Source organism: Neobacillus drentensis, assembly GCF_036966985.1.
Taxonomy (GTDB): domain Bacteria; phylum Bacillota; class Bacilli; order Bacillales; family Cytobacillaceae; genus Neobacillus; species Neobacillus drentensis_E.
In genome coordinates this window covers 22,875-33,821 of record NZ_JBALSN010000188.1, presented here as the reverse complement: position 1 = coordinate 33,821, position 10,947 = coordinate 22,875, and the positions used below count along the sequence as shown (strand labels likewise).

Annotated in this window: 13 protein-coding genes; 4 read left to right on the top strand and 9 right to left on the bottom strand. The window is 36.9% G+C overall.

Translation table 11 applies throughout. The features are described 5' to 3' along the window. Nucleotides 1–99: 99 nt before the first annotated feature. Entirely contained in the window at nucleotides 100–2,235 is a 2,136-nt protein-coding gene (locus V7659_RS12905; RefSeq protein ID WP_335452635.1) for a heavy metal translocating P-type ATPase, read from the bottom strand. Continuing rightward, nucleotides 2,228–2,596, bottom strand: a complete 369-nt coding sequence (locus tag V7659_RS12900) for an ArsR/SmtB family transcription factor (RefSeq protein WP_335452637.1) — start codon at nucleotides 2,594–2,596, stop codon at nucleotides 2,228–2,230. Before V7659_RS12900 ends, V7659_RS12905 begins: the two co-directional genes overlap by 8 nt. A 185-nt stretch (nucleotides 2,597–2,781) precedes the next feature. Between V7659_RS12900 and V7659_RS12895 the strand changes: the two genes are divergently transcribed. From V7659_RS12895 to V7659_RS12885, 3 genes are read left to right on the top strand one after another with little or no spacing between them, the layout of a single operon-like run. Next, nucleotides 2,782–3,798 carry a multicopper oxidase domain-containing protein gene (locus V7659_RS12895; RefSeq protein WP_335452640.1) on the top strand — a complete coding sequence of 339 codons (1,017 nt, stop codon included), beginning with the start codon at nucleotides 2,782–2,784 and terminating at the stop codon, nucleotides 3,796–3,798. Between the two features lie 15 nt (nucleotides 3,799–3,813). Next, a complete protein-coding gene (locus V7659_RS12890) occupies nucleotides 3,814–4,980 on the top strand; it encodes a ZIP family metal transporter (RefSeq protein ID WP_335452643.1) in 1,167 nt (388 codons plus the stop codon). A 15-nt stretch (nucleotides 4,981–4,995) separates the two neighbouring features. Then, complete coding sequence (locus V7659_RS12885) at nucleotides 4,996–5,166, top strand: twin-arginine translocase TatA/TatE family subunit (RefSeq protein WP_335452646.1); 171 nt, start codon at nucleotides 4,996–4,998, stop codon at nucleotides 5,164–5,166. Between the two features lie 139 nt (nucleotides 5,167–5,305). On the opposite strand, the gene V7659_RS12880 is transcribed toward V7659_RS12885, so the two are convergent. From V7659_RS12880 to V7659_RS12860, 5 genes are all read right to left on the bottom strand, one after another. Then, nucleotides 5,306–5,992: a DsbA family protein gene (locus tag V7659_RS12880; protein WP_335540333.1), complete on the bottom strand. Its 687-nt coding sequence runs from the start codon at nucleotides 5,990–5,992 to the stop codon at nucleotides 5,306–5,308. 35 nt (nucleotides 5,993–6,027) lie between these two features. After that, the gene (locus V7659_RS12875) at nucleotides 6,028–6,432 is read right to left on the bottom strand and encodes a DoxX family protein (protein ID WP_335540332.1); all 405 of its coding nucleotides are present in this window, start codon (nucleotides 6,430–6,432) and stop codon (nucleotides 6,028–6,030) included. Nucleotides 6,433–6,641: 209 nt separating this feature from the next. Continuing rightward, nucleotides 6,642–7,499, bottom strand: coding sequence for a M56 family metallopeptidase (locus tag V7659_RS12870; protein WP_335452655.1), 858 nt, complete (start codon nucleotides 7,497–7,499; stop codon nucleotides 6,642–6,644). 1 nt (nucleotide 7,500) lies between these two features. Then, nucleotides 7,501–7,917: a BlaI/MecI/CopY family transcriptional regulator gene (locus V7659_RS12865; RefSeq protein WP_335452657.1), complete on the bottom strand. Its 417-nt coding sequence runs from the start codon at nucleotides 7,915–7,917 to the stop codon at nucleotides 7,501–7,503. A 106-nt stretch (nucleotides 7,918–8,023) separates the two neighbouring features. Continuing rightward, nucleotides 8,024–8,887 (bottom strand): DUF1259 domain-containing protein, encoded by an 864-nt coding sequence (locus V7659_RS12860; protein WP_335452660.1) that lies wholly within the window; start codon nucleotides 8,885–8,887, stop codon nucleotides 8,024–8,026. A 243-nt stretch (nucleotides 8,888–9,130) separates the two neighbouring features. On the opposite strand from V7659_RS12860, the gene V7659_RS12855 reads away from it, so the two are divergent. After that, nucleotides 9,131–10,000, top strand: a complete 870-nt coding sequence (locus tag V7659_RS12855; RefSeq protein WP_335452663.1) for a cation diffusion facilitator family transporter — start codon at nucleotides 9,131–9,133, stop codon at nucleotides 9,998–10,000. Between the two features lie 99 nt (nucleotides 10,001–10,099). Here the strand turns inward: V7659_RS12855 and crcB (V7659_RS12850) are convergent, their stop codons facing one another. Continuing rightward, nucleotides 10,100–10,462: a fluoride efflux transporter CrcB gene (gene crcB / locus V7659_RS12850; protein ID WP_335452666.1), complete on the bottom strand. Its 363-nt coding sequence runs from the start codon at nucleotides 10,460–10,462 to the stop codon at nucleotides 10,100–10,102. Continuing rightward, on the bottom strand, nucleotides 10,462–10,857 hold the full coding sequence (crcB, locus tag V7659_RS12845) for a fluoride efflux transporter CrcB (protein ID WP_335452669.1): 396 nt from the start codon (nucleotides 10,855–10,857) through the stop codon (nucleotides 10,462–10,464). Before crcB (V7659_RS12845) ends, crcB (V7659_RS12850) begins: the two co-directional genes overlap by 1 nt. Between the last annotated feature and the right edge of the window lie 90 nt (nucleotides 10,858–10,947).

The window sequence follows — 10,947 nt, the reverse complement described above, 5'->3', positions numbered from 1 at the left end:
ATAAAAAGCTTACAAATTATGAGGGATGAACAGTTAGTTCTTTTCCTCCTCCAGCATTAAAATCAAAAATGGCTTCCCAAACTGTTGGGAAGCCATAGCTTATTTGTCTTTTACCCGGAGAAGTCGCAAACCATTAAGTGTCACGATAAGTGTGGCTCCCATATCCGCAAATATTGCAATCCAAAGGGTTAACCATCCAGGAATCACCAATAAAAGTGCAACGAGTTTAATTCCTAATGAAAAAGTGATGTTTTGTTTGATGATAAATAAGGCTTTTCTGCTTAGTTTTAACGTAAACGGCAGTTTCCCTAAATCATCAGCCATTAAAGCAATATCTGCTGTTTCGAGGGCCGTATCCGTTCCAGCCCCTCCCATGGCAATACCGACAGTTGATGCAGCAAGAGCTGGTGCATCATTCACGCCGTCCCCTACCATGGCGACACGGTCGTATTTATTTCTTAATTCTTTAATATAGGCAAGTTTATCTTGAGGTAAAAGGTCAGCCTGAATACCAGAAACTCCTACTTGCTGGCCAATAGCATTGGCTGTCCCTTTATTATCGCCCGTTAACATGATTGTTTCTTGAATACCTAATCTGTGAAGTTTCTGGATAACTGATCGGCTGTTTCCTCTTACTTCATCGGCAACTGCTAGTAGGGCTAATATTTCTGACTCAGTCCCCACCACCATAACTGTTTTCCCCTTATTTTGGAGTTCAGTTATAGTCGCCTTAAGATTCGTTGGTATTCCATTTGTTAAGAGTTCATCGTACAAATTAGGACTTCCTACATAATACATCTGCTTGTTGACTTTGCCCTTGATTCCTTTTCCTGTAATAGAAGAGAAATCTTCAAGAGCAATGTCTTGATATGGTAAATTCTCTTGCTCAGCTTTTTTCATGATTGCTGAAGCTAAAGGATGTTGTGAACCATTTTCTAATGCAGCGATAATGGAAAGAAGTTCATTCGGATTTGTATTCTCTTGTGGAAGATAATCCGTTACAACGGGAATTCCTTCTGTTAAAGTCCCTGTCTTATCAAAGGCAATGGCTTTAATCGCTCCCATTTCCTCTAAATGAATCCCACCTTTGATCAAGACACCATTTCTTGCCGCATTCCCAATAGCGGTTACAATCGAAACTGGAGTGGAAATAACGAGTGCACAAGGACAACCTACCACTAATACTGCCAGACCCTGATAGATCCATTTACTCCAATCCCCATCAAATAATAAGGGTGGAAGTACTGCCACTAAAAGCGAAATCAACATGATGACAGGTGTATAATACTTCGCGAAGCGATCTACAAACGCTTGAGATGGAGCCCTTTCAGCTTGAGCCTCTTCTACAAGATGAATGATTTTTGCAATTGTTGTATCATCAACATGTTTCGTCACTTTAACTTCGAGTAGTCCTTCTTCGTTTAAAGTACCTGCGAATACTTCATCATCAATGGTTTTAGAAACGGGAACAGATTCCCCAGTAATCGCAGCTTGGTTAACTGACGATAGTCCTTTTACAACCGTTCCATCCATAGCGATTTTTTGTCCAGGCTTTACGATTAAAATATCACCAATTCGAATATCGTCCACTTCTACTGTAAACTCTTTATCGCCCCTGCGAATTAAGGCCTCTTTCGGAGCAATATCCATTAAGGAACGAATCGATTGTCTCGCTTTATCCATTGAGTAAGACTCTAGTACCTCACTGATGGCGAACAGGATGACGACCGTTGCACCTTCTCCCCACTCACCGATAATTGCCGCACCAATCACGGCAATTGTCATTAAGGTTCTCATGTCAAAGTCTAAACGGAATAAATTTTTCAATCCCGTGGTGAAAAGGCGATAACCACCTACTAAGATAGCAGCTCCATAGGCTAGTATGGAAGGTAGACTTTCTTCACCATTCATTTGTGCTGAAACCCATCCAATAAGCAAGAAAACCAATGAGGCGATAACAATTGAATGTTTTTGCAAAAACGGCACTTTTTCCTCTTCAAATCTTTGTTTCTCAGGAATCACTTTTATATTTTCAAAAGCCCCTGCTTTTTCTATATCCTCAATTGTTGTTTCACCATAAACCGTAAGTTTAGAAGCGCCGAAATTTACACTTGCATTAGCAACACCATCCAGGTGTTGTACGTTCTTTTCGAACTTTGTCGCACAGCCTGCTCAGGTGAATCCTTGCACACGGTACACGGTTTTTTCATTGGATTTTTCTAAAGCGTCACTCATGAGATTTCACCTCCTTTTGATGCTCAAATGCAATTTGAATCAATTGTTTTACATGATCATCATCCAATGAATAGAAAACTAATTTTCCCTCTTTTCGATATTTCGCTAATCCTAAATTACGAAGAAGTCGTAAATGGTGGGAAGCAGTAGCTGTTGTACTACCTACGATGTTGGCTACATCACATACACATAATTCATCTTCTTCGCTTAAGGCATACGCAATTTTAATTCTAGTGTCATCTGCTAATGCCTTAAATATTTGTGAAACGGCTAAAGTATTTTGTTGGGAAACAGACTCCTTTACCCGTTTAACTTTTAAATCATCAACGCAGGTTACTTCACATATATCATCGTGCTTCAAAAGTTCCATACCTCCTTATTCAAACGCCTATTTGATTATCAGTATATGTAATTACGTTTAAATGGTCAAATAATTATTTGAATGTTTTTTGAATTCTGTATTGACAACAAGAATGTCCGTAACATAAAGTATTGACAAGGACAATAAAGTTGCATCAGGTAAACTTTTTAGAAGGAGGTAAAAGTATGTCAGACAATAAGATTTCTCGAAGGGATATTTTAAAAATCGGAACGACGGGTGCAATAGGAATTGCAGGAAGTATTTATTTAAATAAAGTTGCACCTTTTTCTAAAGTAGTCCATGCTGACGATCATGCATCATCCAGTCACAATAATCATTCTGCAAATCACTCAAACATGTTTGATTCTACGAAAACAGAAGGTTATAAAATGGCAAAACGTCTCTTAACCGAGTTTGATTATGGAAAAACTACCAAACAACTAGACGGTCGTACTTTGCGTGAATATCAAATAGTTGCAGTTGATAAAGAAATAGAAATCGCAAAGGGGATTATGTTCCCTGGCTGGACCTATAATGGAACGATTCCAGGACCAACATTCCGTTGTACTGAGGGGGATCTACTACGATTTCATTTTATTAACCAAGGAAGTCATCCTCACTCTATTCATTTTCATGGTATTCACCCACCAGAAATGGATGGATTAGAGCCTATTCCTCCAGGACAATCATTCACGTATGAATTCGAAGCAAAGCCATATGGCTTACAACTTTATCATTGCCATGTTTTACCTTTACGCCGACATATTCATAAAGGGTTATATGGGAATTTTATTATTGATCCAAAAACTCCAAGGGAACCCGCACTTGAATTAAATATGGCCATGAATGCATTTGATTTAGATTTAGATGGTGCAAACGAGTTTTATACGGTTAATGGTTATGCGTTTGCCTTTATGAATCATCCAATAAAGATCAAGAAGGATGAGCTTGTCCGTATTTATTTGAGTAATTTAACCGAATTTGACTTACTAAACTCTTTCCATTTACATGCAAACTATTTTACGTACATTCCAACGGGAAGAAATGACAATCCCACTCAATTTACTGATACCATCATGCAATGCCAAGGGGAACGTGGGATTATTGAAGTTCGTTTTCCATACAAGGGAAAATATATGTTTCACGCTCATGTCAGTGAATTTGCTGAACTTGGCTGGATGGGATTCTTTGAGGTTGAATAGGAAGGAGTCAAAATTATGAAATCAAAATGGTTGATTACTGGTCTAATACCACTTGTTCTATTAGTGCTTGTGTTGGGTTGGGTATTTAAAAATGGGGCGGGAGTAGAACGAGATCCTGCTGCTCCCATCGAAGTGCTTAATGTGGAACAAATTAAAATTGTACCATCAGGTTTTGAGTTACATGTAAGTAATACAGGCCCAGAAACACTGACGATTTCTCAAGTAATTGTTGATGATTCTGTATGGAATTTTTCGATGACTCCAGATTCCACGCTGAACAGGTTTGAAGATGGAAAAGTAACGATTAATTATCCATGGGTTGAAGGTGATCCTCATACAATTCTATTAATATCTGAAAATGGAATCATCACAGAAGCCGCTATTGATGCAGCAACCTTAACTCCCAACTTTTCATGGGATAATGTGTTGAACTACGGATTTATTGGCTTCTATGTTGGAATTGTACCGATCACTCTAGGATTATTGTGGTATCCATTTATGAAGCGTTTGAAAAAAAGCTGGATTAATGCGATTCTTGCCCTCACAGTAGGACTTCTACTATTCTTATTTTTTGGCACGTTATTTGATGGATTTGAAATAGGAGCTGAAGCACCGTCTGTATTCCAGGGCAACATGGTTGTGATTATTTGTACGGTCCTTTCTTTTCTTTTACTGGTTGGATTTGATCAATATCAACATCAAAGACAAAAACGAACTGGTTATTCACCGCTGGGGATTTCATTATTGATGGCAACAGGAATTGGTCTTCATAATTTTGGAGAAGGGTTGGCTATTGGTTCTTCTTTTGCCCTCGGAGAAGCTGCATTAGGTACTTTTTTAGTAATCGGTTTTACCTTGCATAATATAACTGAAGGGATAGGGATTGCTGCTCCATTATTAAAAAGCAAACCAAAATTTAGTTCTTTTGTTTTACTAGGTACGATTGCTGGTGCTCCCGCCATTTTGGGAACATGGTTTGGAGGTTTTATCTTCTCACCAATCTGGGGTGCAATCTTTTTAGGAATTGGTGCGGGTGCCATTTTACAGGTAATATTTGTTATCTCCAAAATGTTGATTGAAGAACAAAAAAAGAATAATGAACCAGTTGTATCATGGATGAATTTTACTGGATTTACGCTTGGACTATTAATCATGTATTTTACGGCTTTTTTCGTAAAATAATTAGGAGGCGTCAAGGTGGCAAACATAGGAATCGGTGGTGCCCTATTGATATTTGTGATTGCATTAATTGTTTTTGGGCCGAAAAAACTGCCTGAGCTAGGTCGTGCCTTGGGATCTACTCTTAAAGAATTTAAACAGTCAACAAAAGGTATAATGGATGATGATCATGATAAAGAAAAGAAATAAATTTTAATATACGCGATAGTTCATCATCCAAGGAAGGGCATTTCTAGTAACTAATTTCGATTTAATAAAGCAGGTAAAACATAGCGTTTACCTGCTTATTGATAAAAAATGAGGTTAAAGCGATTTTTCATTCTAGTCATTACTCTTCAGTTGCTGCTTCGTGAACTCTTTTCTTGAAATCATTATAGGTGCTCCCTTCAAATTTCACACCATTAATAAAAATGGAAGGGGTGCTTGTAATACTTAACTTATTAGCTGCACTCATATCTTTCTCCCATGCTTCTTTTGATTGGTCATTATTAAAGGCATTGACCACTCGTTTCACCTCTGCTTCAGAGGCAATTTCACGTAAAGTGTCCTTAAGAAAGGCTTCCGTATAGATATCCATTTGCTCCGCTTTAGTATCATCAGGCTGTTTTTCATATAACAGTTCATGAAACTTCCAAAACGTTTCATTTCCTAGTTCTTTAAAGACGGTTTCCGCAAATTTGGCAGAACGAGTAGAATCAACATTGATAAACGAATAATTCATAAAATAAAACGAAGCTTTTCCTGTATCGATAAAATCCTTTTCGATATCTTGAAGAAGTGTATCATTAAAATTTTTGCAATAAGGACATTTATAATCACCAAATTCAACGATTTTTACAGGGGCTGACTTTTCCCCTAAAAATGGCTGTCCCTCATAGTCCATTGCTTCTTTTTTAGCCGTATTTGATAAAAAAATTAACCCGACGAGACAAACTGCGATTAAACCAATCACCCAGAAAATAAATTTAGATGATTGATTTTTCGACTTTTTCGTTTTTTTGTTCCCCGTAGACATCTATTCACCCTCTAATTTCTTTAGTATTTAAATCATTATTGTGGGTTTTTTGAGAATAATTTTGAATCAAGAGAAAGAACAGAATTTGAATTTAAGAATAGAAATACCGCCATAACCGCAAAGGCAAGATCCAATTCAAACCCCGCACCTTGTCCATTTCCCATGAAGCCTGCTGCCAATTTTACCTTTAAAATAGCTCCTATCATGATGAATACAAACAGAGCAGCAATATATCGTGTTCCAAATCCGATGGTTAACAAAAGACCCCCGCCTAATTCGATAATGGCGACTATGTACCCCACAAAACCCGGAATTCCTATACTATCAAACCAACCTACAGTATTTTCAATACCATTTTGAAACTTTGAAACACCGTGAATAAAAAATGATAACCCTAAAAATATTCTTAAAATGAGTGTCCCTACTTCTAATTTATTCAATTTACTTTCTCCTCTCAAATTCCGTATAATCCCCACTACAAATCGTAGTGTAAAAGAGTAACAAATTCTCCCTTTTGCACGAAAAATCTATTTTACACTACTCATTGTAGTGTAATGTGTTGCAAGTGGTCAAGTGATAATACTTCTCTACCAATTAATCTATTAACTACTTAATTAAATAAAGGATTGGACTTAACCCCCAATCCTTATTAGGCAATAACTAATAGCAATAATATTAAAATAAATACATTTAAAGAGATGACGATTGTTCGTGTCTCTACTTTAACTGGAATCGATTGTTGCGGATTAATTAACTGTTGAAGCCTATAATCGATTGTACTATCCGCAAAATGGACTATAGCTGGAGTAAGATTTGAATTAACCTTCAGCTGCTTCTTGATTAACTTTAAAAGAGCGCTGCCTAATCCAAGTTCTGAACCCATTCGATTAATCGCATATTCATCGGCAACTAGTTCTATCATAATCCGATAATTCTGATAGGACCATCTTGTAAGAGGAATATACCATATCGATTCTGAAATCATTTGTAAAATAAACACCTTAATTCCATCATAATACCTTTGGTGCGAAGTTTCGTGGTAAATGACTGCTTCTAATTCCTTTGAATCTAACATTTCAATTAGTGTTGTAGAAAGGACGATTACTGGGTTCGAAAACCCAAATGTAAATGCCAACGGATCGTTATGATTGATCACAACGATATCATCATTTTTTCTGTTAAAGATTTGATTCAATTGTTTGGATTTATCTTTATTCATAAGTAGTTGAATTTTATTTTGAAATGAATGTAAAACTAGGATTTGCTGTACAATCTTTTTACAAACCAAGAAAACTGTATAAAAAATATAGGCACTCACGAATAATAAGGTCGCATAATAGGCAAACGTCCCTTTTTCAAATAAGCTAACGCAAAAGTTAAAGATATTAAATAGCTCTAATGGGCCAAATAAGATATTAACTAGAAACATAGCCATTTGAACAAACAAAATAATCGCAAAGAAAAGGGCTAATCCTAAAACGGCAGTTGATTTATGTTTCCAGATCATATTACTTTCTGCCCTTTTTTAACTGTTCAATTTTTTGCTCCAGTTTCAGAAGTAACCGGTCATCCACTTCATTTAAAGAATCGAGCATATGATTAACCACTAACCCCCCAAATTCGTCCAAAAGGTTATCTGTTAGTTTTTTTGATTGGTCGCTAATAAAATCCTCTTTGGTCTTTACTGGTTTAAAGAGAGATGTTCTTCCTTCTACTCTTTTCGTAAGGATGTTTTTATCGACAAGACGGTTCATAACGGTCATAACTGTATTGAAGTTGAGCGGTTTTTCATTTTCTAATTTTTGTTGAACGTCCTTTATACTCTTTTCATTGCCTTCCCAAAGAATGTCCATTATTTTAGACTCAAGCGGACCGAAAAAACGATTAAGTCCTTCTTGGTCAAAACGAAAATTATTGACTGTCATTTAACATCCTCCCTTCCATTACATATTGTAGTGTAATAGTTAACGCTTTTCAATTGTTATGAGCAAGTAAAAAAACTACCTAACGAGAGGTAGTTTGACAATTTTATTAAGAAGGTCTTACTTCATCATTTGTTAATACCTGTAAAGCATCTCGAACAGCTAGTGCAAACCTTACTGGATTATCTATCTTTTCAAAATGAATATACATCAGTCTTGGATTGTCAAATAACCAATGATTGTGAAAAGCAGTAACAATGATATTATGTTCACGGAGTTTACTAATGAACGGGTTAATCTCTTCTTGCAAAATAACTGTTTCACCACTACAAAGTGCTCTACCAGATAAGGTTAACGATTCAAAAGTAAACATCTGAGGAATAGCTAGGAAAGACCTAGTTCGTCTCCCCAAAATTTGCGGCATAATATTTGTCCGCGATCTCATAACCGTACAAATCCCATTTTCGAACGTATGCATTCCGCCAAGGATTCTATGAAATTCTTCGCACAACTCTTCTGCTTGACTATTTGCACTTGATCTAACATTTAAAGCCCGTCTCACATTTCGAGTAGTCAAAACTTCAAGAGCATTTCTAACTTTTCTAGCAAAAGAAAGTGGTTCATCGATTGATTCAAAATGGATATACATCAAACGTGGTACATCAAACAGCCAATGATTGTGGAGAGCTGTTACAATAATCCCGTTTGCCCGTAAACGGGAAATAAACGGATTAATCTCCTCTTGAAGAATAACAGTTTCTCCAAGACACAATGCTCTTCCCTCGCTATCAATATTCTCAAACGAAAATGCTTGTGGCACAAACATAAAAGATTCTGCTCTACGTCCCAACACAACTGGGTGGAGGTTTGTCCGAGATTTGGTCGCTGTACAAACTCCATTAATGACAGACGGTGTAGCACCAAGGATATCAGCAAATTGTCTGCATAGATTAGTAGGCTGCATATTGCTCATTTCATTCAAATTATCATCCCCTAAAAAATTTCTCTCTAAATAAAATTATGCAGAATAACTTTTTTGGACAGGGCTATATTTTTATGAAAGTAGTGCTGAAGGGAAAAGAGGAATTGCTAGTTTCCCCAGTGAAACTTTTTTTCACTGCCATTACTTAGTTTGAAGGAGGACAAAAGGTTTCTCTAGACCCACTAGTTATTTTTATCCCATAATAAAAATAGAGAAATGGCGGGGGATAGAAATATGAACGAACAGGGATATTTGGATTTGAGAAGAGGAGAACGAGGAGCGATCATAAGCATTATCGCTTACATAATCTTATCTTCATTAAAATTATCAGTCGGTTTTATAGCTAACTCTGAAGCCTTAAAAGCAGACGGTTTAAATAATGTCACAGATATTATTGCGTCAATAGCTGTACTGATTGGTCTTAAATTGTCGCAGCGGCCGCCCGATGATGATCATCCTTATGGGCACTGGAAAGCAGAAACAGTTGCCTCCATGGTCGCTTCATTTATTATGATTGCTGTGGGAATACAAGTAACATACGAAGCGATTTCGAGTATATTTCATGGAAGAAATGAAACCCCAGATTTGATTTCTGCATGGACAGGTCTATTTTGTGCTGTAGTTATGTATTTGGTTTATCGATATAATAAAAAATTAGCTAGAGAAATTAATAGCCAATCTGTTATGGCAGCAGCAAAGGATAACCTCTCAGATGCATGGGTCAGTGTCGGTACATTTATCGGTATCATTGGTGCCCAGTTCAATCTTCCTTGGCTCGATCCTATTACGGCGATTATCGTTGGCTTACTCATCTGTAAGACCGGTTGGGAGATTTTTAGAGATGCTTCCCATCATTTGACCGATGGATTTGATGAAAAACAAATAGAGACATATAAAGAAACGATCATTGATTGTAATGGGGTTAAAGGGGTTAAAGACATTAAAGCCCGAAATTACGGTAATAACGTGGTAGTGGATATTGTGATTCTGGTCAATTCTGATTTAGATATTCGCGGAGCCCATGATATTGCTACCAAGGTCGAAAATGTATTAATAAAAGAGCATCATGTCTATGATGTACATGTCCATGTTGAACCAAATTAAATTCCAACTAAAGAGAGAGTTTACCGCGACTTGGAAAAACTCTTTCTTTTTTTCTAAAGCTTTTTACTTAACTGGTATCTTTCATTTTTTGTAAACACATCAAACATAGGTGCCGAGGATACTTCCTATCCACGCAAAAAGAATACCTAAAAGGACCGAAGTACTAACATAAAATACTGCATGTTTAGTTTCCCTCTTCTGCAACATTTGGATCGTTTCGTAACCGAAGGTGGAAAAGGTGGTATATGCTCCGAGAAAACCTGTTCCACACAGTAACCATAACCAATCGGGAATTCCCTTTCCTAGATGTAAAACAGCCAGAATCCCAAGTACAAACGAACCACTAATATTAATGATCCATGTGGCAAGTGGGAATTTGTATGTTGTCTTGCTCGTAATCCATTTCCCGAGCTGGAATCTCAAAATCGCACCAAATATACCCCCAATACCTACAAAAAACATTATCTCTCTCCTCCATTCCGTTGGTTTCCGAACTGAAATCCAGCCAATTTTGCACCAAACAAAGCCAGAGCGATTCCTCCAAAAACGCTTAAAAGTACATAGAGCAAGGCCAAATTCATTTGATCATTTTTAATTAAATTCAATGTTTCAACGGAAAAGGTTGAAAACGTAGTAAAGGCACCTGTAAATCCTGTTCCAATCGCTAATTTTAGATTCTGATTAATATTCTTTCGATTTAATGTAATGGTAAAAAACCACGCGAGAAATAGACAGCCAAACAGATTAATGGTCAAAGTACCGAATGGAAATCTATTTGTTGGTGAGATCAATATCCCTATTGTATAACGAAATATTGCACCCAAAAAGCCGCCAATCCCAACTGCAAATATATTCATGCCAAACGACCCCTTACAAAATTTCCCTATAAAATAATGTCTCTCATGTCATCTGCGATCTTTTATTAACTCGTTATAGTTTTGAGCAGC